This window comes from Streptomyces sp. NPDC020958 (assembly GCF_055562175.1).
The window spans coordinates 1-25,824 of sequence record NZ_JBVHFU010000003.1 but is presented as its reverse complement, the minus strand read 5'-3'; the positions used below and the strand labels follow the sequence as shown (position 1 = coordinate 25,824).

14 protein-coding genes, 1 tRNA gene and 1 rRNA gene are annotated in these 25,824 nt (G+C 71.0%); 4 read left to right on the top strand and 12 right to left on the bottom strand.

The features are described 5' to 3' along the window. The first annotated feature begins 79 nt into the window (after positions 1-79). From ACZ3KP_RS10410 to ACZ3KP_RS10400, 3 genes are all read left to right on the top strand, one after another. Positions 80-5,083 (top strand): ATP-dependent helicase, encoded by a 5,004-nt coding sequence (locus ACZ3KP_RS10410; protein ID WP_467498126.1) that lies wholly within the window; start codon positions 80-82, stop codon positions 5,081-5,083. Positions 5,084-5,167: 84 nt separating this feature from the next. Then, on the top strand, positions 5,168-6,004 hold the full coding sequence (locus ACZ3KP_RS10405) for an Fpg/Nei family DNA glycosylase (protein ID WP_467498124.1): 837 nt from the start codon (positions 5,168-5,170) through the stop codon (positions 6,002-6,004). A 32-nt stretch (positions 6,005-6,036) separates the two neighbouring features. Beyond that, positions 6,037-6,801: an SDR family NAD(P)-dependent oxidoreductase gene (locus ACZ3KP_RS10400; RefSeq protein WP_467498122.1), complete on the top strand. Its 765-nt coding sequence runs from the start codon at positions 6,037-6,039 to the stop codon at positions 6,799-6,801. A 327-nt stretch (positions 6,802-7,128) separates the two neighbouring features. Here ACZ3KP_RS10400 and ACZ3KP_RS10395 read toward each other — a convergent pair whose 3' ends face one another. The 9 genes from ACZ3KP_RS10395 to ACZ3KP_RS10355 form a co-directional block, all read right to left on the bottom strand. Then, the gene (locus tag ACZ3KP_RS10395; RefSeq protein WP_467498120.1) at positions 7,129-7,599 is read right to left on the bottom strand and encodes a Dps family protein; all 471 of its coding nucleotides are present in this window, start codon (positions 7,597-7,599) and stop codon (positions 7,129-7,131) included. Between the two features lie 205 nt (positions 7,600-7,804). After that, entirely contained in the window at positions 7,805-8,179 is a 375-nt protein-coding gene (locus ACZ3KP_RS10390; RefSeq protein WP_132894382.1) for a helix-turn-helix domain-containing protein, read from the bottom strand. A gap of 109 nt (positions 8,180-8,288) precedes the next feature. Then, positions 8,289-8,834, bottom strand: a complete 546-nt coding sequence (locus ACZ3KP_RS10385) for a CinA family protein (RefSeq protein ID WP_467498118.1) — start codon at positions 8,832-8,834, stop codon at positions 8,289-8,291. Next, positions 8,831-9,610 carry a CDP-diacylglycerol--glycerol-3-phosphate 3-phosphatidyltransferase gene (gene pgsA / locus ACZ3KP_RS10380; RefSeq protein WP_467498116.1) on the bottom strand — a complete coding sequence of 260 codons (780 nt, stop codon included), beginning with the start codon at positions 9,608-9,610 and terminating at the stop codon, positions 8,831-8,833. Before pgsA ends, ACZ3KP_RS10385 begins: the two co-directional genes overlap by 4 nt. Then, complete coding sequence (rimO, locus tag ACZ3KP_RS10375) at positions 9,607-11,079, bottom strand: 30S ribosomal protein S12 methylthiotransferase RimO (protein ID WP_467498114.1); 1,473 nt, start codon at positions 11,077-11,079, stop codon at positions 9,607-9,609. Before rimO ends, pgsA begins: the two co-directional genes overlap by 4 nt. Before the next feature lie 92 nt (positions 11,080-11,171). Next, positions 11,172-12,011, bottom strand: coding sequence for a helix-turn-helix domain-containing protein (locus tag ACZ3KP_RS10370; protein WP_467498112.1), 840 nt, complete (start codon positions 12,009-12,011; stop codon positions 11,172-11,174). Between the two features lie 276 nt (positions 12,012-12,287). Further along, positions 12,288-15,038, bottom strand: a complete 2,751-nt coding sequence (locus ACZ3KP_RS10365) for a DNA translocase FtsK (protein WP_467498110.1) — start codon at positions 15,036-15,038, stop codon at positions 12,288-12,290. Between the two features lie 124 nt (positions 15,039-15,162). Next, entirely contained in the window at positions 15,163-15,846 is a 684-nt protein-coding gene (locus ACZ3KP_RS10360; protein WP_467498108.1) for a response regulator, read from the bottom strand. A gap of 274 nt (positions 15,847-16,120) precedes the next feature. Then, positions 16,121-21,577 (bottom strand): HAMP domain-containing protein, encoded by a 5,457-nt coding sequence (locus tag ACZ3KP_RS10355; RefSeq protein WP_467498106.1) that lies wholly within the window; start codon positions 21,575-21,577, stop codon positions 16,121-16,123. Between the two features lie 409 nt (positions 21,578-21,986). Here ACZ3KP_RS10355 and ACZ3KP_RS10350 point away from each other — a divergent pair, with 409 nt between their 5' ends. Continuing rightward, positions 21,987-24,743 carry a SpoIIE family protein phosphatase gene (locus tag ACZ3KP_RS10350; RefSeq protein ID WP_467498104.1) on the top strand — a complete coding sequence of 919 codons (2,757 nt, stop codon included), beginning with the start codon at positions 21,987-21,989 and terminating at the stop codon, positions 24,741-24,743. A gap of 61 nt (positions 24,744-24,804) precedes the next feature. Here ACZ3KP_RS10350 and ACZ3KP_RS10345 read toward each other — a convergent pair. The 3 genes from ACZ3KP_RS10345 to rrf all read right to left on the bottom strand — a co-directional run. After that, positions 24,805-24,877, bottom strand: a tRNA-Thr gene (locus ACZ3KP_RS10345). Between the two features lie 76 nt (positions 24,878-24,953). Then, the gene (locus ACZ3KP_RS10340) at positions 24,954-25,616 is read right to left on the bottom strand and encodes a DegT/DnrJ/EryC1/StrS family aminotransferase (RefSeq protein ID WP_358979655.1); all 663 of its coding nucleotides are present in this window, start codon (positions 25,614-25,616) and stop codon (positions 24,954-24,956) included. Between the two features lie 113 nt (positions 25,617-25,729). After that, a 5S ribosomal RNA gene (gene rrf / locus ACZ3KP_RS10335) occupies positions 25,730-25,824 on the bottom strand; the annotation flags it as partial.

Genomic DNA, 25,824 nt, shown 5'->3' with positions numbered 1-25,824 from the left:
CGCCGGGCGGCACCGGCCCCTGTCACTCGCGTTTGCGCAGGTCAGCTCGATTGTCGGTGGTCGGGTGCAGGATGGACCCATGGCGAAATCCGCTCACCGAGCCCTCGACGGCTTCTCCCCCGCGACCCGCGGCTGGTTCACGGGGGCGTTTTCCGCGCCCACCGCGGCCCAGGCGGGCGCGTGGCAGGCCATCGGCGCGGGCTCGGACGTGCTGGTGGTCGCCCCGACCGGCTCGGGCAAGACGCTGGCCGCCTTCCTCGCCGCCCTGGACCAGCTGGCCTCCACCCCGCCGCCGGCCGACCCGAAGAAGCGCTGCCGGGTGCTGTACGTGTCGCCGCTGAAAGCCCTCGCCGTCGACGTCGAGCGGAACCTGCGCAGTCCGCTGACCGGGATCCGCCAGGAGTCCGTCCGCCTCGGCCTGCCCGAGCCGGAGGTGAAGGTCGGCATCCGCTCCGGCGACACCCCGGCCGCCGAGCGCCGCGCCCTGTCCACCCGACCGCCGGACATCCTGATCACCACTCCGGAGTCCCTGTTCCTGATGCTGACGTCGGCCACGCGCGACGCGCTGACGGGCATCGAGACGGTGATCCTGGACGAGGTGCACGCGGTCGCCGGCACCAAGCGCGGGGCTCATCTCGCGCTCTCCCTGGAGCGGCTGGACGAACTGCTGCCGAGGCCCGCCCGCCGCATCGGTCTGTCCGCGACCGTCCGTCCGGTCGACGAGGTGGCCCGCTATCTGTCGCCGCGCCGCAAGGTGGAGATCGTCCAGCCCGAGTCCGGCAAGGAGTTCGACCTCTCCGTGGTCGTGCCGGTCCAGGACATGGGCGAGCTGGGCGGCTCCCCGGCCCGAGACGGCGCCGAAGGAGCGGAGAAGCCGTCGATCTGGCCGCACGTGGAGGAGCGGATCGCCGACCTGGTGCAGGCCCACCGCTCCACGATCGTGTTCGCCAACTCCCGCCGGCTGGCGGAGCGCCTGTGCAACCGGCTCAACGAGATCGCCTACGAGCGGGTGACCGGCGAGCCCCTGGACGAACACCATTCCCCGGCGGAGCTGATGGGCGGCTCGGGCGCGGCCCAGGGCGCCCCGCCGGTCATCGCCCGCGCGCACCACGGTTCGGTCTCCAAGGAGCAGCGCGCGCTGGTCGAGGAGGACCTCAAGGCCGGCCGGCTGCCCGCGGTGGTGGCCACCTCCAGCCTCGAGCTGGGCATCGACATGGGCGCGGTGGACCTCGTCGTCCAGGTCGAGTCCCCGCCGTCGGTCGCCTCCGGACTGCAGCGCGTCGGCCGCGCGGGACACCAGGTCGGCGCGGTCTCCACCGGGGTGGTCTTCCCCAAGTACCGCGGCGACCTGGTACAGGCGGCCGTGGTCACCGAGCGGATGCGCACCGGCTCCATCGAGTCCCTGCGGGTCCCCGCCAACCCGCTCGACGTGCTGGCCCAGCAGCTGGTCGCGATGACCGCCCTGGACACCTGGCAGGTGGACGATCTGCTGACCACGGTCCGCCGCGCGGCCCCCTTCGCCTCCCTGCCGGAGTCGGCGTTCACGGCGGTCCTGGACATGCTCGCGGGCCGCTATCCGTCGGACGCGTTCGCGGAGCTGCGCCCGCGGGTGGTCTGGGACCGGGTCACCGGTACGGTCACCGGCCGCCCGGGCGCCCAGCGGCTCGCCGTCACCTCCGGCGGCACCATCCCCGACCGCGGTCTCTTCGGTGTGTTCCTCGCCGGCGCCGACCCCAAGAAGGGCGGCGGCCGGGTCGGCGAGCTGGACGAGGAGATGGTCTACGAGTCCCGGGTCGGCGACGTCTTCACCCTCGGCACCAGTTCCTGGCGGATCGAGGACATCACCCGCGACCGGGTCCTGGTCTCCCCCGCGCCCGGCGTCCCCGGCCGGCTGCCCTTCTGGAAGGGCGACCAGCTGGGCCGCCCGCTCGAACTGGGCCGCGCGGTCGGCGCGTTCCTGCGCGAGGTGGGTTCGCTCTCCAAGGAGGACGCCCGGCTGCGCCTGCTGGCGGCGGGCCTCGACGCCTGGGCGGCGGACAACGTGCTGTCGTACCTGGACGAACAGCGCGAGGCCTGCGGCCATGTCCCCGACGACCGCACGATTGTCGTGGAGCGCTTCCGCGACGAACTGGGCGACTGGCGCGTGGTCGTCCACTCCCCCTTCGGAGCCCAGGTGCACGCACCCTGGGCGCTTGCCCTCGGCGCCCGCCTGTCCGAGCGGTACGGCATGGACGCGCAGGTCATGCACGCGGACGACGGGATCGTGCTGCGGCTGCCCGACGCCGACCTCATGGGCCTGGACCTGCTGGACCAGGCGCCGGTGCGGGCCGGCAGCGAGTACGACGCCGAGCAGGCCCCGGTCGGCGCGGCGGACGTCGCCTTCGACAAGGGCGAGGTCGACCAGATCGTCACCGACCAGGTCGGCGGCTCCGCCCTGTTCGCCTCCCGCTTCCGCGAGTGCGCCGCCCGCGCGCTGCTGCTCCCGCGCCGCAACCCCGGCAGGCGCACCCCGCTGTGGCAGCAGCGCCAGCGTGCCGCCCAGCTCCTCCAGGTGGCCGGCGAGTTCGGTTCGTTCCCGATCGTCCTGGAGGCGGTCCGCGAGTGCCTCCAGGACGTCTTCGACGTGCCCGGACTGGTCGAGCTGATGGGCGACCTGGAGTCCCGCAAGGTCCGCCTGGTCGAGGTCACCACCCCCGAGCCCTCCCCCTTCGCCCGCTCCCTGCTGTTCGGGTACGTCGCCCAGTTCCTGTACGAGGGCGACTCGCCGCTCGCCGAGCGCCGCGCGGCCGCCCTCTCCCTGGACTCGCGGCTGCTGGCCGAGCTGCTGGGCCAGGCGGAGCTGCGCGAACTGCTCGACGCCGAGGTCCTCACGGAACTGGAGAGCGAACTCCAGTGGCTCAGCGAGGACCGCCGGATCAAGGACCTGGAGGGAGTCGCCGACGTACTGCGGCTGCTGGGACCGCTGACGGAGGCCGAGTTGGCGGAGCGGGGCGCCGAACCGCAGTGGGCCCGGGACCTCTCCGACGCCCGTCGGGCCATCAAGGTGCGGATCGGCGGCACCGACCACTGGGCGGCGATCGAGGACGCGGGGCGGCTGCGCGACGCCCTCGGCACGGCCCTGCCGGTCGGCGTCCCCGAGGCGTTCACCGAGCCGGTGAAGGATCCGCTCGGCGACCTCCTCGCCCGGTACGCGCGCACCCACGGCCCGTTCACGTCGGCGACCGCTGCCGACCGCTTCGGGCTCGGGGTGGCGGTCACCGAAGGCGCGCTGCAGCGGCTCGCCGCGGGCGGCCGGGTGGTGCAGGGCGAGTTCCATCCGGCGGGCATCGGTCAGGAGTGGTGCGACGCGGCCGTGCTGCGCAGGCTGCGCCGCCGTTCCCTGGCCGCGCTGCGGCACGAGTTGGAGCCGGTGGCACCGGCCGCGCTCGCCCAGTTCCTGCCGCAGTGGCAGCACATCGGCAAGGGGCACGGGCTGCGGGGCGTCGACGGACTGGTCCGCGCGGTCGAGCAGTTGCAGGGCGCGTCCGTCCCGGCGTCGGCACTGGAGAAGCTGGTCCTGCCGTCCCGCGTGGTCAACTACACGCCGTCCATGCTGGACGAACTGACCGCGGCCGGCGAGATCGTGTGGGCCGGCGCCGGCGCCCTGCCCGGCAAGGACGGCTGGGTCTCCCTGTACCTGGCGGACGCGGCGCCCCTGCTCCTTCCGCCACCCCACCCCCTGGAGCTGACGGCCCTGCACCAGTCCGTGCTGGACGCCCTGTCCGGCGGCTACGGCCTGTTCTTCCGTCAGATCGCCGACCAGGTCCGTGCCACCACCCATCCCGACGCCACCGATCCTCAACTGGCCGACGTGCTCTGGGACCTGGCGTGGTCGGGGCGGCTCACCAACGACACCCTGGCCCCGCTGCGCTCCCTGCTGGGCTCCGGCCGCACCGCCGGGTCCACGGCCCACCGTGCCAAACGCACCGTCCCGCGCGGCCGCTACGGCTCCCTGACGGCCGCCGCCCGCACGGCCTCCCGTACCGGCCCGCCGACCGTCGCCGGCCGCTGGTCCCTGCTGCCCGAGCCCGAGCCGGACACCACCGTGCGCGCCCACGCCCTGGCCCGCACCCTGCTGGACCGGCACGGTGTGGTGACCCGGGGCGCGGTGGCGGCGGAAGGTGTCGAGGGCGGCTTCTCGGCGGTGTACCGGATCCTGTCGGCGTTCGAGGAGAGCGGGCAGGCCCGCCGGGGCTACGTGGTCGAGGGGCTGGGCGCGGCCCAGTTCGCGATGGACGGCGCGGTCGACCGGCTGCGCGCCGTGTCCAACGCCCGTGAACGCGGCGAGGGTACGCCCGGCACCGGCCTGCGGAACGGCACCGGTCCGGGTGCCGACACCGGCTTCAAAAACGGCGGCCGCATCCCTTCGGCCGCCTTCGGCGCCGGGACCCCCGTCACCCCCCTCGGCCCCTTCGACGGAACCGGCCCCGCGGTTGTCGGCGACGACTTCACCTGGCCCCCCGAGCCGCCCACCACCCCCGGCGACTACCTCTCCCCCAAGGACTTCGCCCCCGGCGGCCCCTTCGCCGAATCCCCCGCCGACCCCTTCGCCGACCCCTTCGCCGCCCCCGGCTACGGCGGCCCCCGGGGCGGCAGCCCGGCCACCCCCCACACCTACGGCAACCACCACACCCGCACCCCGGCGGGGCCCGACCCCAGAGCCGCGGTCCTCGCCGCGGCCGACCCCGCCAACGCCTACGGCGCCGCGCTCCCGTGGCCCGAGCCACCCACCGGCGCCGGGCACAAGCCGGGCCGCAAGGCAGGCTCGCTGGTCGTCCTGGTCGAGGGCGAGCTGACGCTGTACATGGAGCGCGGCGGCAAGACGCTGCTGGCCTGGCCCTCCGCCCCGGACACGGCCGCACCCGACGACCCGCGCCTGCGGACGGCGGCGGAGGCGCTCGCTGCGGCCGCCCGCGCGGGCAGCCTCGGCACGGTGACGGTGGAGCGGGTCAACGGCGCCGCGGCCCTGACCTCGCCGCTGGGCACCCTGCTGGAGGGGGCGGGTTTCATCGCCACCCCGCGCGGCCTTCGGCTACGGGCGTGAACGCCATGCACGTCCGCCGTGCTCACCGTGCGCCCCTCGTGCCCTTTGCGACCCGGCCCGGCACCCGCGTGCCACTCTTGACCCATGCCCGAGGGTGACACGGTCTGGCAGGCCGCACGGCGCCTGCACGACGCGCTCGCCGGCAAGGTGCTGGCCCGCAGCGACTTCCGGGTGCCCAGATACGCCACGGTCGACCTCGGCGGGCGTACCGTCCTCGGCACCGTGCCCCGTGGCAAGCACCTGCTGACCCGTTTCGAGGGCGGCCTGACCCTGCACACGCATCTGCGGATGGAAGGCGCCTGGAAGGTGTTCGGCGCCGGGGAGCCCTGGAAGGGTGGCCCCGCCCACCAGATCCGGGTGGTCCTGAGCACCGCCGACCGCACGGCCGTCGGCTACCGCCTCCAGGTCCTGGAGCTCCTGCGCACCGGCGAGGAGGACGCCGCGGTGGGCCACCTCGGCCCCGACCTGCTGGGCCCGGACTGGGACCCCGAGCGCGCCCTCGCCAACCTGCTCACCGACCCCGGCCGCCCGCTCGGCGAGGCCCTGCTCGACCAGCGCAACCTCGCCGGCATCGGCAACGTCTACAAGAGCGAGCTCTGCTTCCTGATCGGCGCCACCCCCTGGCTGCCGGTGGGCGCGCTCTCCGCCGACCGCGCCGCGCACCTCCCCCGCCTCGCGCAGCGGCTCCTGGAGGCCAACCGAAACCGCCCGGTCCGCCGGACCACGGGCCTGCGCCACCAGGACCTGTTCGTGTACGGCCGCGCGGCCCGCCCCTGCCTGCGCTGCCGCACCCCGATCCGCCTGGCCGACCAGGGCGACGGCTCCCGCGACCGCCCCACCTACTGGTGCCCGGCGTGCCAGACCGGCCCGGCCCCGGCCCCGGGCTCGCCCCCGTCCCGCAGAACACGCACCACCAATTGACGACCCGTCAGAAACGCTCGTACCGTCCCTTCATGCCAGTCAATGCGTACGACCTCACCGGACGCACCGCATTCGTCACCGGCGCCGCCAGCGGTATCGGCCGGGCCTCGGCCGTGCTGCTCGCCGAGGCGGGCGCGACCGTGCACTGTGGAGACCTCGACACGGACGGACTGCACGGGACCGCCGCACTGATCAAGGACGCCGGTGGCACCGCCCACATCCACACCCTCGACGTGACCGACCGGGCGCGGCTCGCACGGGCCGTACGGTCCTGCGAGCGGCTGGACATCATGGCGGCGGTCGCCGGGATCATGCACCGCAGTTCCGTCCTGGAGACCCGCGACGAGGACCTCGACCGGGTGCTGGCCGTCAATTTCAAGGGCGTCCTGCACAGCTGCCAGGAGGCGGCGCGGCTGATGCTGGAGCGGCGGACCGGGGGCAGCATCGTCACCATGGCGTCCGGCGCGATCGACACCGGCGGCCCCGGCCTGCTCTGCTACGGCGCCGCCAAGGCGGCCGTGGTGCAGCTGACCAAGACGCTCGCGAACGAGGTCGGCGGGCACGGCATCCGGGTCAACGCGGTCGCCCCGGGCTGGATCCGGACGCCCATGACCGACCGCGACGACAGTACGGAGCAGCGGCGCACGGAGGCGGCGATGGCCCGGATGTCGCCGCTGGGCCGGGTCGGTGAGGCGGCGGACATCGCGCACGCCGTGCTCTATCTGGCCTGCGACGCCTCGTCGTTCATGACGGGCCAGATCCTGCGCCCGAACGGAGGGGTGGCGATGCCCTGGTAGGGCGCCGGCCCTGCCAGGCGGCCCGCCACCTGCCCGGGCCGAGGGCGCCCGCGGCCCGGGACCGCGGCACGCAGTTCACCGGCAGCAGACTCAGCCCCCAGCCACCGGCGGCCACGGTCGCCTCCAGCACCCCGGCGCCGTCGGTGAACGCGATCCGCAGCACGGCCCACCACCACAGCGCCGTGAACCCCAGGGCAACCCCCCAGCGCATCATCCGCCCCATCTTGGCCGCCACCTCCAGCCGGACGCTAGAACGCCGCCCGGCCCACCGGGGAGGCGCACCGAGGGCTCACCGATGCAACGGCCGTCGGCCGACGTCGGCCTCTGCTAAGCGTTCTCCGCCTGGAACATCCAGTGATGCTTCTCCAGGTCCGCCGTGACGGCGATGAAGATGTCCTGGGACACCGGGTCCGGCTCCGCGGTCGCTGTGATCCGCTCCCGCATCCGGGCGATCACCGCGCCCAGCCCGTCCGCCAGGGCCGCCACCGCGTCCGAGTCCTTGACCCAGCCCGCGGGGGCCGCCGAGACGCCGCTGCCCGCGGCCACGGTGGCCGCACGCCCGTCCGGTGAGACGCCCAGCGCGGACGCCCGTTCCGCGACCGTGTCGGAGTGCGTACGGGCCGAGTCCACCACCTCGTCGAGCTGGAGGTGGACGGAACGGAAGCGGGGGCCGACCACGTTCCAGTGGACCTGTTTGGCGACCAGGGCCAGGTCCACCAGGTCGACGAGGGCGCCCTGCAGCGCCTCGGCCACGGTCTTCAGGTCCGCGTCGGACAGCGGGCTCTTCACGACGTACATGCGTACTCTCCGGTGGTCGGCCCCCTGTCATGTTCCTCCACGATGACCGCAGCGCCGGGTACCGGCAAACGGACGCACCTCGGCGCCGGGGTGCACGAAGGCCCCGGCTGCGCCCTCCCAGGTGCTCCTGGGGAGGCGGGGCCGGGGCTTCGCGCACTTCTTCGGCGCCGGGTCGGCGCCACGTCGGTCAAGACCGGCGCGGGCGTTACGCCGCGACCACGTCCACCGCTTCGGCGGGTGCCTTGATGGTCACCCGTTCCGGTGGCACACCGGTCACCGAGACGGTGCCCAGCATCGGGCGAACCGGCGTCGGCACGGACTCGGTGGCCTGGGCGGACTGGGCCAGCTCGGCGAGGGCGAGCTCGTCGCTCACTTCCCGCATGAGTTCGGACATCCGTACGTCCAGCGCGTCGCAGATGGCGGAGAGCAGCTCGGAGGAAGCCTCCTTCTGCCCCCGCTCCACCTCGGAGAGATAGCCGAGCGAGACTCGGGCGGACGAGGAGACTTCGCGCAGAGTACGGCCCTGGCGCTGGCGCTGCCGACGCAGCACGTCACCCAGCAGGCGACGGAGCAGAATCATCGGTGGCTCCCTCCTCGGACCGTGTAACCGCATCCTTCACGCCCCACCGTACCGCCTTGCGCCGCGGCCGTGCGGGGAGCGATGTCGTGTTCACTCAGGGCTGCAAACATCAAAACCCCCCGTTCTGTTCCGTATCCTGTGTCCGCTCATTCCCGGTCTGTTCGTTCGCAAGCTCCTTCAGGAGCAGCGCGAGTACGCTCCGTACACTCTCTCTACGAATTTCCGCACGGTCGCCGTTCAACCGCAGGGCCGCCACTTTTCCGCCGCCGGCAGAACCGGAACCCGCCGCGAAGGGGCCGTCGACCGCCACGAACACGGTGCCCACGGGGCGGCCGTCCTGCGGTTCGGGTCCGGCGACGCCGGTGGTCGCCAGGCCCCAGTCGGCGCCGAGCACCTTGCGTACCCCGGCGGCCATCTGGGCCGCGACCTGCGGATCCACCGCTCCCCGCTGGGCCAGCAGGGTGGCGTCGACACCGAGCAACTCGTGCTTCAGTTCGGTGGCGTAGGCGGTGACGGAACCGCGGAACACCTTGGAGGCCCCCGGGACCGTGGTGATCTCGGCCGCGACCAGCCCACCGGTCAGCGACTCGGCCACGGCCAGGCTCTGGCCTCTCACCGTCAGTAGTCGCACCAGTTCGGCGGCCGTGGAATTCACGCTTCCGTCTCCTCCGAGGCCGTTGTCCGCTCGGCGATCCCCTGCCGCCGCAGCACAATGGCTTGTCTCACATAGTCGAGGCCCGTGACGACCGTCAGGACGACGGCCACCGCCATCACCCAGAACCTCAGGGTCGCCAGCCATCCCGTCAGTGCCAGCACGTACATGCCGACGGCCACGCCCTGGGTGAGGGTCTTGAGCTTGCCGCCGCGGCTGGCAGGGATCACGCCGTAGCGGATGACGACGAAGCGCATGAGCGTGATGCCGAGTTCCCGGGCCAGGATCACGATCGTCACCCACCAGGGCAGGTCGCCCAGCGCGGACAGGCAGACCAGTGCCGCTCCCATGATCGCCTTGTCGGCGATGGGGTCGGCGATCTTGCCGAAGTCGGTGACCAGGTTGTAGGTACGGGCCAGATGGCCGTCGAACAGGTCGGTGATCATGGCGATGGCGAAGGCCGCCCAGGCGAATGAGCGCCATGCCGGGTCGTATCCGCCGTCGGCGAGCATCAGCGCGACGAAGCCGGGCACCAGGACCAGCCGGAGCATGGTCAGCAGGTTGGCGACGTTCCACACGCTGGCCTGGTTGACGGCGGCGGCCGCGATCTTCCCGCCGCGCGGCGGCTTCTCCTCGTACGGCGAGCCGCCCTGCGCGCCGCCCTGCGCGCTGTCCTGGACGCTGCCCTGGGCGGGGGTGGGACCGGAGGTGGCGGCGGAGCCCGCGGCGCCGGGCGCGCCGGAGGGGCCGCCCGCGGCGGACGCCGGGACTCCGGTCATCTGCCGTCCTCCTCGCTCCACGCGGTCGAGCCCCGCAGCGGCTCGGCCACCAGGTCGACACCTTCCGTGCCGACCACCTTGGCCTCGACCATACGACCGGGACGCAGTCCCTCGCCGCTCGTGAGCAGTACCTGTCCGTCGGTCTCGGGCGCCTGGTGGGCCGCCCGGCCGTACACGCCGTCCTCTTCGTCCACGGACTCCACGAGGACGTGCAGGGTCTCGCCGACGCGCTCCTCGGAGCGCTGCGAGACGAGCTCCTCGGCGAGCTGGGAGATGTGCGCGAGGCGCTCGGCGACGACGTCCTCGTCGAGCTTGTTCTCGTACGTGGCCGCCTCGGTGCCCTCCTCGTCGGAGTAGCCGAAGACCCCGATGGCGTCCAGCCTGGCGCCGTTCAGGAAGCGCTCCAGCTCGGCCAGGTCGGACTCGGACTCACCGGGGAAGCCGACGATGAAGTTGGAGCGGACACCGGCCTGCGGGGCCTTGCCGCGGATGGTGTCGAGCAGCTCCAGGAAGCGGTCGGTGTCGCCGAAGCGCCGCATGGCCCGCAGCACGCCAGGGGCTGAGTGCTGGAAGGACAGGTCGAAGTAGGGGGCGACCTTCGGGGTGGAGGTCAGCACGTCGATCAGGCCGGGGCGCATCTCGGCGGGCTGGAGGTAGCTGACGCGCACCCGCTCGATGCCGTCGACCTCGGCCAGCTCGGGCAGCAGGGACTCCAGGAGGCGGATGTCGCCGAGGTCCTTGCCGTAGGAGGTGTTGTTCTCGGAGACCAGCATGATCTCCTTGACGCCCTGCTCGGCCAGCCAGCGGGTCTCGTTGAGCACGTCGCTCGGGCGGCGCGAGATGAAGGAGCCGCGGAAGGACGGGATGGCGCAGAAGGTGCAGCGCCGGTCGCAGCCGGAGGCGAGCTTCACCGAGGCGACCGGGGAGCCGTCCAGGCGGCGGCGCAGGGGCGCACGCGGCCCGGAGGCGGGCGCGAGGCCCTCCGGGAGGTCGGCCGGCGCGTGGCCCGGCAGTGCCACCGAGGTGGCCGAGTCCTGTCGCTCGGCCGGGCTGATGGGCAGCAGCTTGCGTCGGTCGCGCGGGGTGTGGGCGGCGTGGATGCCACCGCTGAGGATCGTCTGCAGCCGGTCGGAGATGTCGGCGTAGTCGTCGAAGCCGAGCACGCCGTCGGCCTCGGGCAGCGCCTCGGCGAGTTCCTTGCCGTACCGCTCGGCCATGCAGCCCACCGCCACGACGGCCTGGGTTCTGCCGTGGCCCTTGAGGTCATTGGCCTCCAGGAGGGCGTCCACGGAGTCCTTCTTGGCGGCCTCGACGAAGCCACAGGTGTTGACGACGGCGACGTCGGCGTCCGACGCGTCCTCGACGAGGTGCCAGCCGTCCGCCTCCAAACGGCCTGCGAGCTCCTCCGAGTCCACCTCGTTACGGGCGCAGCCGAGAGTGACAAGTGCGACGGTACGGCGTTCAGGCATGGGCTCAAGACTACTTTGTCTCACCGACAGCCCACGTCGAAGGGGCTGGCCGATCATGGCCAACCCCTCGGGTACGTGCTCGATCCGAACGCTTATCCGACTTCCGGGTCGCCCTTGGTGTACGTCAGGCGCTCCACGGCACCCGGCTGGAACTGGTCCTCGATCTTCTTGCCGTTGACGTAGAGCTGGATGGCTCCGGCGTCGCCGAGGATCAGGTTGATCTTGGAGCTGTCCTGGAAGGTCTTGGAGTCGCCTTTCTTCAGGAGCCCGTCGAAGAGCATCCGGCCGTTGTGGTCCTTGGCCGAGATCCAGCTGCGTCCGTTGGCCGCGCTGACCTGGACGGTGACCTTGTCCTGGGGCGCGGCGGCGATCGCGCTGTCGGAGGGCTCGGGGGCCTTGCCGGGCTTGCTCTCCTTGGGGGTGGGCGAGGCCGGCTTGCTGGTCGACGGGGTGGCGCCCTCGGCGACCGACTGCTTGGTGTCGTCGCCACCACCCTTGAAGGCGGTGAAGCCGACGAAACCGATCACGACGACGATCGCGGCGACCATGGCCGCCGTCCAGTTGGGTCCGCGCCGCTCGGGCCGGATGCGTTCCGCCTCGAACAGCGGTGCGGCGGGCGTCGGCGCGGGCCGCCCACCACCGTGCTCGGCCGCGAACTGCGCGAGCAGCGGCTCGGGGTCGAGACCGACGGCCCTGGCCAGGGTCCGGATGTGGCCTCGGGCGTAGACGTCGCCGCCGCAGGGGGCGAAGTCGTCGGCCTCGATGGCGTGCACGATGGCGATCCGGACCCGGGTCCTCCCGCTGATGTCGTCGACGGTCAGCCCGGCGGCGATGCGGGCCTGCTTGAGGGCTCGGCCTACGGAGGGGCGGTTTTCCTCGGACACGTCTTGGAACGGACGCTCGTCTTCAGGGGAGTTGCTGCCGATGGACACGGGGGCGCCTTTCGAGCGTTTAGCCGCCTGTGCTGGAGGTTCAGTCTAGGGGGGGTACGAAAGGGTGAGGCAACCGGACGATACGACTTTCTACGCCATCGGTATGGCCGGACACCCCGATGACAGGTCAGGTGTGCGCCCCAAGATGGAGTACACACCTTTCCTCTCGCTCAACTTGACGTACGTCAAAGGGAAACGGTTGCCCGACGATCTCTAACGGGTGGATCACGACATGCCTCCACCCGGCCTACAGGCGCCCGCGCCCCTGGGACAGACCTACCCCTCAGACTCCCCACGGATCACGGCGAGCACTCCGTCCAGCTCATCGGGTTTCACAAGAACGTCACGTGCCTTGGACCCCTCGCTGGGCCCGACGACCCCGCGCGACTCCATGAGGTCCATGAGCCGGCCGGCCTTGGCGAAACCGACGCGCAGCTTGCGCTGGAGCATGGACGTCGAGCCGAACTGCGTGGAGACGACCAGCTCGGCCGCCTGGCACAGCAGGTCGAGGTCGTCGCCGATGTCCTCGTCGATCTCCTTCTTCTGCTTGGTGCCCACGGTGACGTCGTCCCGGAAGACGGGCGCCATCTGGTCCTTGCAGTGCTGGACGATCGCCGCGACCTCCTCCTCGGTGACGAACGCGCCCTGCATACGGGTCGGCTTGTTCGCCCCCATCGGAAGGAAGAGACCGTCGCCCTTGCCGATCAGCTTCTCCGCGCCGGGCTGGTCGAGGATGACCCGGCTGTCGGCGAGCGAGGAGGTGGCGAAGGCGAGCCGGGAGGGCACGTTCGCCTTGATCAGACCGGTGACGACGTCGACCGACGGGCGCTGGGTGGCGAGCACCAGGTGGATGCCGGCGGCCCGCGCGAGCTGCGTGATACGCACGATGGCGTCCTCGACGTCACGCGGGGCGACCATCATCAGGTCGGCGAGCTCGTCGACGATCACCAGCAGGTACGGGTACGGACTGAGCTCCCGCTCGCTGCCCTCGGGCAGCTTCACCTTGCCCTCGCGGATCGCCTTGTTGAAGTCGTCGATGTGCCGGAACCCGAACGCGGCCAGGTCGTCGTAGCGCAGGTCCATCTCGCGCACGACCCACTGGAGCGCCTCCGCGGCCCGCTTGGGGTTGGTGATGATCGGCGTGATGAGGTGCGGGATGCCCTCGTAGGCGGTCAGCTCGACGCGCTTGGGGTCGACGAGGACCATCCGCACGTCCTCCGGGGTGGCCCGCATCATGACCGAGGTGATCAGGCAGTTGATGCAGGACGACTTGCCGGAGCCGGTGGCGCCCGCGACCAGCATGTGCGGCATCTTCGCCAGCGAGTGCATGACGTACCCGCCCTCGACGTCCTTGCCAAAGGCGACCAGCATCGGGTCGTCGTCCTCGGCGGACTCGGCGAGCCGCAGCACGTCACCGAGGTTGACCATCTCCCGGTCGGTGTTGGGGATCTCGATGCCGACCGCGGACTTGCCGGGGATCGGGCTGATGATCCGCACGTCCGGGCTGGCGACGGCGTACGCGATGTTCTTGGTGAGCGCCGTGATCCGCTCGACCTTCACGGCGGGACCGAGTTCCACCTCGTACCGGGTGACCGTCGGTCCACGGGTGAAGCCGGTGACGCGCGCGTCGACCTTGAACTCCGAGAAGACGGTGGTGAGGGAGGCGACGACGGCGTCGTTGGCCGCGCTGCGGGCCTTGCCGGGGCCGCCGCGGGTGAGCAGGTCCAGCGAGGGCAGCGAGTAGGTGATGTCGCCGGAGAGCTGGAGCTGCTCGGCGCGCGGGGGCAGGTCGCGGGGTTCCGCGGGGGCCGGTTTCGTCAGGTCCGCGACGACCGGTTCGCCCTGGAGCTTCTCCTGCTTGGGCCGCGCCGCCGGGACCGGGTTCGGGACCGGCACAGGTCCGGGCGTGGGCGTGGGCGTGGTCTCCTCGCGGTCGCCCACGCCGACGCCCTGGGTGAGGTCGGCGACGAGCGGCGAGGGCGGCATGCCGTGCAGGACCGCGCCGTCCAGCGCGGCGGCGGCCGCCGCCGCGACGTCCACCGCGTCCAGCCGGCGGCCCATCTCGGGCTGCGGCACCGCGGAGCGCCTCGGGCGGCCCCGGCGCCTGCTGAGCGCCTCCTGCTCGGCGGCCTCGGGGTCGTACTCCGCCGGGGCGCCGGTGCGCTTGCGGGGGCGCGCGGGCAACACCTCGCGCCACTGGTCGTCGTAGCGCTCGTCGTCCTCGGTGTACTCGGGGTAGTCGTCCGGTTCGGGGTCGTGCAGCAGACCGAGGCGCACGCCCAGCGCACGCAGCCGCTGCGGGATCGCGTTCACCGGGGTCGCCGTGACGACCAGCAGCCCGAAGACCGTGAGCAGCACCAGCAGGGGTACGGCGAGGACCTCGGTCATGGTGTACGTCAGCGGGGTCGCCGCCGCCCAGCCGATGAGGCCGCCGGCGTCCCTTATGCCCTGCATGCCGTCGCTGCGGGCGGGCGCGCCGCAGGCGATGTGGACCTGCCCGAGCACGCCGATGACCAGCGCGGACAGCCCGATCACGATCCGGCCGTTGGCCTCCGGCTGCTCGGGGTGGCGCATGAACCGTACGGCGATCACCGCGAGCAGTATCGGCACCAACAGGTCGAGACGCCCGAAGGCGCCGGTGACGAGGATCTCGACCAGGTCGCCGACCGGGCCGTGCAGGTCGGCCCAGGTGCCGGCGGCGACGATCAGGGCGAGGGCGAGCAGCAGCAGGGCGACACCGTCCTTGCGGTGGGCCGGGTCCAGGTTCCTGGCTCCCTGTCCTATGCCGCGGAACACGGCGCCGACGGCGTGCGCGAGGCCGAGCCAGAGGGCGCGCACCAGGCGGACGACGCCCTCGGTGGGGCTGGGCGCCGGCCTGGGCGGTGGGGCGGACTTCTTCGCCGCGGTCCTCTTGGCTGGCGCCTTCTTGGCCGGGGCCTTCTTCGCGGCGGCCCTCTTCACCGGAGCCTTCGAGGGAGCGGCCTTCTTCGCGGGCTGCTTCTTGGCTGCCGAGGGACGTGAGGCCATGGGTGTGAGGTTACCGGGGGATGCGACGGGGGACACGTGTGCCCACTGCTTCACCCGTTCGTGTCGCCCTTGCCGGGGCACGGAACTGACGCACGCTCATGGGCAACGGTGTCCGCCGCCGCGGTCAGTTCTGCGACGGGAGCGGTGCGGTACCGCCGCCCGTACCCGGTTCGAGGGCGTCGAGCGCCCGCCGCAGGCCGGTGAGTTTGCGCTCCAGATGGGCCGCCGTGGCCACCGCGGCCGCGTCCGCGGACTCGTCGTCCAGCTGCTTGGACAGTGCCTCGGCCTGCTCCTCGACGGCGGCGAGCCGCGCCGACAGCTCGGCGAGCAGCCCCGCGGACTCCTTGCCGGCCACCGCGCCGCCCTTGCCACCGCCCTCCAACTGCAGCCGCAGCAGCGCCGCCTGCTCGCGGAGCTGGCAGTTCTTCATGTACAGCTCGACGAACACCGAGACCTTGGCGCGCAGCACCCACGGGTCGAAGGGCTTGGAGATGTAGTCGACCGCGCCCGCCGCATAGCCCCGGAAGGTGTGGTGGGGGCCGTGGTTGATGGCGGTGAGGAAGATGATCGGGATGTCCCGGGTCCGCTCCCGCCGCTTGATGTGCGCCGCGGTCTCGAAACCGTCCATGCCCGGCATCTGGACGTCCAGCAGAATGACCGCGAAGTCGTCCGTGAGCAGTGCCTTGAGTGCTTCCTCCCCGGACGATGCCCGCACCAGTGTCTGATCGAGCGCAGAGAGGATGGCCTCCAGCGCCAGCAGATTCTCCGGCCGGTCATCGACCAGGAGGATCTTGGCCTTCTGCACCATGGCCCGCCCTCCTCGCCCCGGATGTGCACCGGGCGCCGCCCCAGGGGACGACTCCGTTTCGCCGCCCGTCCTTGTGCCGGTCATGGTAGCCGCACCCCGCCTGTCGCCACACCCTGTCACCGCGATGTCACTGTGCACGTAGCAGAAACGCAGCCGGAGACCAGAAGGTTCCCCCAATCCCGCACTTCTACACGGGTTCGGCCACCGTGAGTCAGCGACTTCCCGCGCTCACGGAAGGTTCCCACAGCGTTCACATCACACCTGATCGTTTCGGTCACTCCCCGCGCATCCACTGCTCCATCACCGCCAGAAGGTGATCAGGATCGACCGGCTTGGTGACGTAGTCGGAGGCACCCGACTCGATCGCCTTCTCCCGGTCGCCCTTCATCGCCTTCGCGGTGAGCGCGATGATCGGCAGCCCGGCGAACTGCGGCATCCGACGAATCGCGCTGGTCGTCGCATAGCCGTCCATCTCCGGCATCATGATGTCCATCAGCACCACCGCCACATCCTCGTGCTGTTCCAGCACCTCGATGCCCTCCCGGCCGTTCTCGGCGTACAGCACCGACAGACCGTGCTGCTCCAGGACGCTGGTGAGCGCGAAGACGTTGCGGATGTCGTCGTCGACGATCAGCACCTTCTCCCCGCCGAACCGCACCCCCCGGCGCGGCTGCGGGGCCGCCACCTCCTGCTCGGCCAGCACCGGCCAGGTCTCGGGCACCGCTGGAGCACCCCGGCGCCGCCGCCGGAAGAGCGCCGCGGCACCGTTCTGGGTCTCCTGGTACGACTTCACCTCGGCCGGCGTCTCGATCTCCACCCCCGACAGCTCCGAGCTGCGGTTCTGCGAAGCCACCAGGTCCCCGGCCTCCAGCGCGGGCACGGACTGCTGATAGCCCTGCGGCGGCAGCTCACTCGGGTGCAGCGGCAGGTACAGCGTGAACGTCGAACCACGGCCCGGCTCGCTCTGCGCATGGATCTCACCACCGAGCAGCTGCGCGATCTCCCGCGAGATCGACAGCCCCAGCCCCGTGCCCCCGTACTTGCGGCTCGTCGTGCCGTCGGCCTGCTTGAACGCCTCGAAGATCACACGCATCTTGCTGGCCGCGATGCCGATGCCGGTGTCGGTCACCGAGAACGCGATCAGCGGCGCGTCCGGATCGCTGAGCGAACCGGCCTCCAGAAGCTGTTCCCGGATCCCCGCCGGCACCTCGCCGCTCGCCGGCCGGATCACCAGCTCCACCGAACCGGAGTCGGTGAACTTCACCGCGTTGGACAGCAGGTTGCGCAGCACCTGAAGGAGCCGCTGCTCGTCGGTGTGCAAGGTGGCGGGCAGCTCCGGCGAGACCCGCACCGACAGGTCCAGGCCCTTCTCCGCGGTCAGCGGCCGGAAGGTCGCCTCCACGTAGTCCACGAGCTGGACGAGCGCGATGCGCGTCGGCGAGACGTCCATCTTGCCCGCCTCCACCTTCGACAGGTCGAGGATGTCGTTGATGAGCTGCAGCAGATCGGAACCGGCGCCGTGAATGGTCTCGGCGAACTCCACCTGCTTCGGCGACAGATTGCCCTCGGCGTTGTCGGCGAGCAGCTTGGCCAGGATCAGCAGCGAGTTGAGCGGGGTGCGCAGCTCGTGCGACATGTTGGCGAGGAACTCGCTCTTGTAGCGCATGGAGACCGCGAGTTGCTCGGCACGCTCCTCCAGGACCTGCCGGGCCTCCTCGATCTCGGTGTTCTTCACCTCGATGTCCCGGTTCTGCTGGGCCAGCAGCTCCGCCTTCTCCTCCAGTTCGGCGTTGGACGCCTGCAGGGCCTTCTGCCGGTTCTCCAACTCCGCCGACCGCTCCTGCAGTTGCTCGGTCAGCTCCTGCGACTGCTTCAGCAGCACCTCGGTCTTGGTGTTCACCGAGATGGTGTTGACGCTGGTCGCGATCATCTCGGCGATCTGGTTCAGGAAGTCCTTCTGGATCTGCGTGAACGGCGTGAACGACGCCAGCTCGATCACGCCGAGCACCTTGCCCTCGAACAGCACCGGAAGCACGATCACCTGCGCCGGCGGAGCCTCGCCCAGCCCCGAGGAGATCTTCAGGTAACCGGTCGGCGCCTTCTCCACCAGGATCGTGCGCTTCTCGTGGGCGGCCGTGCCGATCAGCGCCTCACCCGGCCGGAACGACGTCGGCATGGAGCCCATCGAGTAACCGTACGAACCCAGCATCCGCAGCTCGTACGCCTCCTCGCTCTCCGCGCTCAGATCCTTGCCATCGACCAGCGGCATCGCCAGGAAGAACGCGCCGTGCTGCGCGGAGACCACCGGCGTCAACTCGCTCATGATGAGCGCGGCCACGTCCGCCAGGTCCCGGCGCCCCTGCATCAGCGCGGAGATACGCGCCAGGTTGCCCTTGAGCCAGTCCTGCTCCTCGTTGGCGATCGTGGTGTCACGCAGGTTCGCGATCATCTTGTTGATGTAGTCCTGCAACTGCAGGATCTCGCCGGAGGCGTCCACGTCGATCTTCAGGTTCAGATCACCACGGGTCACCGCGGTCGCCACCCGCATGATGGCGCGCACCTGCCGGGTCAGGTTCCCGGCCATCTCGTTCACGGACTCGGTGAGGTCGCGCCAGGTACCGTCCACGTCACGCACGCGAGCCTGACCGCCCAGCTCCCCTTCGGTGCCCACCTCGCGGGCGACCCGGGTGACCTCCTCGGCGAAGCTGGACAGCTGGTCGACCATCGTGTTGATCGTCGTCTTCAGTTCGAGGATCTCACCGCGCGCGTCGATGTCGATCTTCTTGGTCAGGTCGCCCTTGGCGATGGCCGTCGTCACCATCGCGATGTTGCGCACCTGCCCGGTCAGGTTGGACGCCATCTGGTTCACCGACTCGGTGAGGTCCTTCCAGGTCCCCGCCACACCCGGTACGTGCGCCTGACCACCCAGAATGCCGTCCGTACCCACCTCACGGGCCACCTTGGTGACCTGGTCGGCGAACGAACTCAGCGTCTTCACCATCTGGTTGATGGTGTCGGCGAGCTGCGCCACCTCACCGCTCGCCTCGATGGTCACCTGCCGCGTCAGGTCGCCGTTGGCGACCGCAGCCGAGACCTGGGAGATGTTCCGCACCTGCATGGTCAGGTTGTTGGCCATCAGGTTCACGTTGTCGCTGAGGTCCTTCCAGATGCCCGTGACACCCGGAACGCGCGCCTGACCACCCAGGATGCCCTCCGTGCCCACCTCACGGGCCACCCGGGTCACCTGCTCGGCGAAACTGGACAGCTGGTCCACCATCGTGTTGACCGTCGTGACGAGCTCGAGGATCTCGCCCTTCGCGTCAACGGTGATCTTCTTCGACAGGTCGCCCTTGGCGACCGCCGTCGTGACCTCGGCGATGTTGCGCACCTGGATGGTCAGGTTGTTCGCCATGAAGTTCACGGACTGGGTGAGGTCCTTCCAGGTGCCCGCCACCCCCTGCACCTCCGCCTGACCGCCCAGGATGCCCTCGGTGCCCACCTCGCGCGCCACGCGCGTGACCTCCTGGGCGAACGACGACAGCTGGTCCACCATCGTGTTCAGGGTGTTCTTCAGCTCCTGGATCTCACCGCGCGCGTCCACGGTGATCTTCTGGGACAGGTCACCCCGGGCCACCGCGGTCGCCACCTGCGCGATGTTGCGGACCTGCGCCGTCAGGTTGCCGGCCATGCCGTTCACGGAATCCGTCAGGTCCCGCCACACCCCGGCCACGCCCGGCACCTGCGCCTGCCCGCCGAGCCGGCCCTCCGTACCCACCTCACGGGCCACCTTCGTGACCTGGTCGGCGAAGGCCGACAGTTGATCAACCATCGTGTTGATCGTGTTCTTCAGTTCGAGGATCTCACCGCGCGCGTCGACGTCGATCTTCTGGGACAGGTCGCCCCGCGCCACCGCCGTCGTCACCTGGGCGATCTGCCGCACCTGCGAGGTGAGGTTGCCGGCCATGAAGTTGACGGAGTCCGTCAGCTCCTTCCAGGTGCCCGAGACACCGTCCACCCGGGCCTGCCCGCCCAGCCGGCCCTCCGTGCCCACGTCCCTGGCCATCCGCGTCACCTGGTCGGCGAAACTGGACAGCTGGTCCACCATCGTGTTCACGGTGTTCTTCAGCTTCAGCATCTCGCCCGAGACGTCGACCGTGACCTTCTGCGACAGGTCACCGTTGGCCACCGCCGTCGTCACCTGGGCGATGTTGCGCACCTGACCGGTGAGGTTGCGGAACGCCGTGTTGACGGAGTCCGTCAGGTCCTTCCAGGTACCCGCCGCCCCCGGCACCTGCGCCTGACCACCCAGCTCACCCTCGACACCGATCTCCCGGGCCACCCGGGTGACCTCCGCACCGAACGACGACAGTTGATCAACCATGCCGTTGACGGTGTTCTTGAGCTCCAGCATCTCGCCGGCCACATCCACGGTGACCTTCTGCGACAGGTCACCGTTGGCCACCGCCGTCGTCACCGCCGCGATGTCACGCACCTGCGTGGTCAGATTCCTGAAGACCGTGTTGACGGAGTCCGTCAGGTCCTTCCAGGTACCCGCCGCCCCCGGCACGTTCGCCTGCCCGCCGAGCCGCCCCTCGCCACCGACCTCGTTGGCCACCCGCGTGACCTCGTCCGCGAAGATCCGCAGCGTCTCGGTCATCTGGTTGATCGTCTCGGCGAGCTGCGCGACCTCACCGCGCGCCGGAACGGTCACCTTGCGCGACAGGTCACCGTTGGCGACCGCGGTCGTCACCTCCGAGATCCCGCGCACCTGCGCCGTCAGGTTGCCCGCCATGGTGTTGACGGAGTCCGTGAGCTCCTTCCACGTACCCGCGACACCCGGTACGTGCGCCTGACCGCCCAGGATGCCGTCCGTACCCACCTCACGGGCGACCCGGGTCACCTCCGAGGAGAACGCCGACAGCTGGTCCACCATCGTGTTGACGGTTTCCTTCAGCTCCAGCATCTCCCCGGCCACCTGCACGGTGACCTTCCGGGACAGATCACCCTTGGCGACCGCGGTCGTCACCAGCGCGATGTCCCGCACCTGCGCCGTCAACCGGTACGCCATCGTGTTCACCGAGTCCGTCAGGTCCCGCCAGGAACCCGACATGCCACGCACGCGTGCCTGCCCGCCCAGCTTGCCCTCGGTGCCCACCTCACTGGCCACCCGCGTGACCTCGTCGGTGAACGTCGACAACTGGTCGACCAGGTTGTTGACAGTGCGGCCGACCTTGAGGAACTCGCCGCGCAGCGGATGCCCCGCCCCGTCCGGCGACGGCGTCCGCAGCTCCATCCGCGGCGACAGGTCACCCTCGGCCACCGCCGTCAGGACCCGGCCCACCTCGGAGACCGGCCGCACCAGGTCGTCGACCAGGTCGTTCGAATTGTCGATCGCAGCCGCCCAGGAACCCTCGCAGGCACCCGTCTCCAGCCGCTCCGTGAGTTTTCCCTCACGTCCCACGACACGCCGTACCCGCGACAACTCACCCGTGAGGTGGAGATTGCGGTCGGCCACCTCGTTGAAGACCGCCGCGATCTCCGACATCACGCCGTCCCCGGACACCGTGAGCCGCTTGCGGAAATTCCCGTCCCGCATGGCCACCAGAGCCACCAGCAACCGGTCCAAGGACGCCGAGTCCACCTCCGTGGTCCCGCCGCCCCGCCGCCTGCTCAGGGACGGTCCGCCTTTCGCGCGCGCCTGAGTGCTCCGCGTCGCTGCGCCAGACTCCACTGTGTCCCTCCCGCAGGGGTCGACCGTTACTGCTGTGCCACTGCCGTGCCCGGATACCGCCGTACTCGGCGTACCACTTACTTCGGCGTACCAGTTACTGCTGCGTATTTCTGCCAGATGGGATCCGGTCACACCAAGGGCTGCTGCCCTCCGTACACGGAACGCACGCAGGCTGACCGGACCTTCAACAGAAGCTTGCCCAGTGTTTCACCCCGGCCGAACCAGGCCATAACAGTTCGGCAGCTTCGCACATCGTCCGCACACCCTTGGGGCGTAAACACCGGCGACCGGCATCCGCCCGGACGGCGAAGGTAAGTAACCTTGCATGCGGCTGTCCAGCCGCACCGGTCCGTCCGGCCTGGGCGGTGGCACGAGAACGAGCGGGCATTCGGAGGGGCGGCCGCAGACCATGACCACCGGAGTGATCCCCGGGGGACACAACCCGGAGCCACGGCCCACGGGCGAGCGCATGCCGCAGCAGCGGCACGAGCCCACCGGCCGGCAGAGTCCGCACGTCGAGACCCGGACGAGGAGTTCAGTGATCACCGCGCGCGCGGCCGCCACCTTCGAGCCCGTGGGGCGATCGGTCGCGACCGCCCGGGCCTTCGTCCGCGACACCCTCCAGGGCTGGGGCTTCGCCGACATCGTCGACGACGCCGTGGTCCTCACCAGCGAACTCGTCACCAACGCCGTGGTGCACGCGGGCACCCACGCCGACGTCCTGTGCCTGCGCACCGAGGACGGCGTACGCATCGAGGTCGCCGACCGCTACCCGGAACGCGAGGTCCCGCTCCAGGGATCCGCCGTCAACATGGGCAGCCCCGACCGCGAGGGCGGCCGCGGCCTCCAGCTCTGCGCGGCCCTCGCCGCCCGCTGGGGCGTCGAGTACACCCCCACCCACAAGAACGTCTGGTTCCAGCTCGACCTCCCCGAGCGCCCCGTCGGCACCCGCGCCGCCGGCCCGTCCCTCCCCGCCGAACTGCTGCCCCTCGCCGACGGCCGGGTCCGCGTGGCGGTCGTCCAGATCGACCGCAAGGGCTCCGTGACGGCCTGGAACGAGGACGCCGAGGACCTTTTCGGCCACACCGCCGCCGAGGTCACCGGCAAGGCCCTCACCGACCTCGCGGCCTGGCCGCACACCCCGGGGACCGGCACCGGCGTCGCCGAGGCCCTCCAGCTCTCCCGCTGGGAGGGCAGCTACGGCATCCGCGGCGCGGACGGCCGCGTCACCCCCGTCTACGCCTCCCACCTGAGAGTCCGCGACACCGGCGGCGAACCCTCCACCGTCTGCCTGCTCGTACGGGACCACGAACGCGCCGTCCTGCAGACCCCGTTGCGCGTGCCCGCCTCAGACGCCACCGGCGCCGCCGACGGCCAGAGCGCGGACCCCTTCGAGGTGTTCATCGGCTCCCCGGCCCCGGACGACCTCGACGGCCTCCTCCAGCGCACCGTGGAACGCGCCCGGGACATGCTCGACGGCGACTCCGCCTTCCTGCTCCTCGCCACCGACGACGAGACCGAGCTGGAGGTCCGCGCCTCCACCGGCCTGCCCTCCGCACGCCAGCGCTTCGCGCGCGTGCCCGTCGAAGCGGGCCCCGGCCGCTACGGCTCGGCCCGTATGCCGGCCGTACACGACGATCTGACGGCCGTACCGGGCGCCGTGCCCCTCCTGGCAGGCACCGGCATGCGTTCGGTCGTCACGGTCCCGCTGAAGGTCGAGGGCCGCCTGACGGGCTCCCTGGGCGTCGCGGCCGAGGCTCCGGGCAGGTACTCCAACGAGGAGGCGCTGCGCCTCCAGTTCGCCGCCGACCGCATCGCCCTGGCCGTCGAGTCGGCCCGACTGGGCGAGTTGGAGCGGCTGCGCCGCGGCTCGCTCAGCTTCCTGGTCGAGGCCTCGGACCTGCTCGCCGGCACCCTGGACCGCGACCAGACCCTCGCCCTGATGGCGCAGATGACGGTCCCGACCCTGGCCACCTGGTGCGCCGTCTACACGATCGCCGACCAGGCCTCCGAGCCGTACCTGTCGTACGTCCTGCACGAGGACGAGGAACTCATCGACGGCATCAAGTCGTTGCTCTCCAAGGTGCCCCCGCCGGACCCGGTGCCCACGCCCGGCGCCCGCGTCTGGGCCGCCCCCGGGGAACACGCCCACCGGGCGGCCCTGCGCAGCTCCATGCGCAGCCTGGGCCTGACCGGCGGCCCCACCCGCCAGGTCTCCTCCGGCATCGGCCCCACCCTCGCCACGGCCTCCGCCGTCGGCGGCGAGACCGTCGTCCTGCCCCTGGTGGCCCGCAACCGCGTCATCGGCATGCTGACGCTCGGCAAACCCACCGACGAACACTTCCGCCAGGAGATCCTGGAACTCGCCGAGGACCTCTCCCGTCGTGCCGCCCTGGCCCTGGACAACGCCCGCCTGTACTCGGAGCGCACCGCCATCAGCCAGGCCCTCCAGCGCAGCCTGCTGCCCCCGGGGACCCCGCACATCGAGGGCATGGAGGTCGAGGTCATCTACCGCGCGGCCGGCGAGGGCAACGAGGTCGGCGGCGACTTCTACGACGTCTTCCCCATCTCGGACGGCGCGTACGGCTTCGCCATCGGCGACGTCTGCGGCACGGGCCCGAACGCGGCCGCGGTGACCGGCCTGGCCCGGCACGCCCTGCGGCTGCTGGCCCGCGAGGGCCTCAGCGGACCGGCCGTCCTGGAGCGCCTGAACTCGGCCATCCTCGACGAGGGCGACCGCAGCCGCTTCCTGACCCTCCTGTACGGCGAGATGCGCCCCCAGGAGGACGGCAGCGCCGAGATGAAGGTGGTGTGCGCCGGCCATCCGCTCCCGCTGCGGCTGCGCCAGGACGGCACGGTGGAGGCCGCCGCCGAACCCCAGCCGCTCCTCGGCGTCATCGAGGACCTGGACCTTTACGAGGAGACGGTCACTCTCGACCCGGGCGACGTCCTGCTGTGCGTCACGGACGGCGTGACGGAACGCCGGGAAGGCACGCGCATGCTCGGCGACGACGGCCTCGCGGACGTGCTGACGACCTGCACGGGACTGACGGCGGGCGCGGTGGCCGCACGCATCATGCGCGCGGTGGAGCGTTTCGCGTCGGACGCGCCTTCGGACGACATGGCGATTCTGGCGATGCGGGTCCCCGGCCTTCAGAAGGACTGAGGGGGCCGGGGAAAAGGGCATGAAAAAGGCCCCACCCGTGAGGGTGGGGCCTTTTCGACGGAGCCCCCAAACGGAATCGAACCGTTGACCTTCTCCTTACCATGGAGACGCTCTGCCGACTGAGCTATAGGGGCCTGTCGCCTTTTCGAGGTTTCCCCCGCGGCAACGGAATAGATCATACCCCGACGACGCCCGACTTCCCAAATTCGCTCAGAAGGCGGTCTGGAGCAGTCCGCCGAGGGCGTTGCAGGCGGACACGATCCGCTGCATCTCCCGCTTCGTCAGCGAGGCCTCCACCGGCAGCGCCAGCGTCTCGTCGGCGGCCAGTTCCGTCTCTGGCAGGGACACGCACCGCCGGAACTCCGGCAGCCGGTGTACGGGCGTCTTCACCGGCACCCGGCAGTCAACTCCCTTGCCGCGCAGAGCCCGGGCGAAGGCGTCCCGGTCGGGCCTGCCGTTCCCGGGCACCCGTACGACGTACTGCTGGTAGGTGTGCCCGTCGCCACCGTCCGGGGTCCGTACCCCGCGCAGCTTCGCGTCGAGGTAGCCGGCCCGCTGCCGACGCTGCGCGATCTCGTCGTACGGCGCCTCGGACTCGCCCTGCTCCAGGACCAGCAGTCCGTACCGCTGCCCCAGGGCGTGCAAGCGCGGGATGTCAGCCCACCGCCCGAATCGGTGTACGACAACGACCGCCGCCGAACGCTCCGTTATGGCCGCTTCCACCGCCGACGGGTCGAGGCAGTAGGTCAGCGGATCTATGTCGGCGAACACCGGAAGCGCACCGGCCAGTGTCACGGCCTCGGCGACCTCGGCGTTCCCGAAGGCCGGCACGATCACCTCGTCGCCGACTCCGACGCCGGCGGCCCTGAGCATTGCAGCAGTACCCATGCTGGGATGCTCGGTGCGCAAAGTGAACGTCAAGTTAAGCAAAACAAAAAAGGGTTGGGCCCTGAACCGAAGTTCAGGGCCCAACCCTTTCAATGTTTGTTCGGCGGCGTCCTACTCTCCCACAGGGTCCCCCCTGCAGTACCATCGGCGCTGTGAGGCTTAGCTTCCGGGTTCGGAATGTAACCGGGCGTTT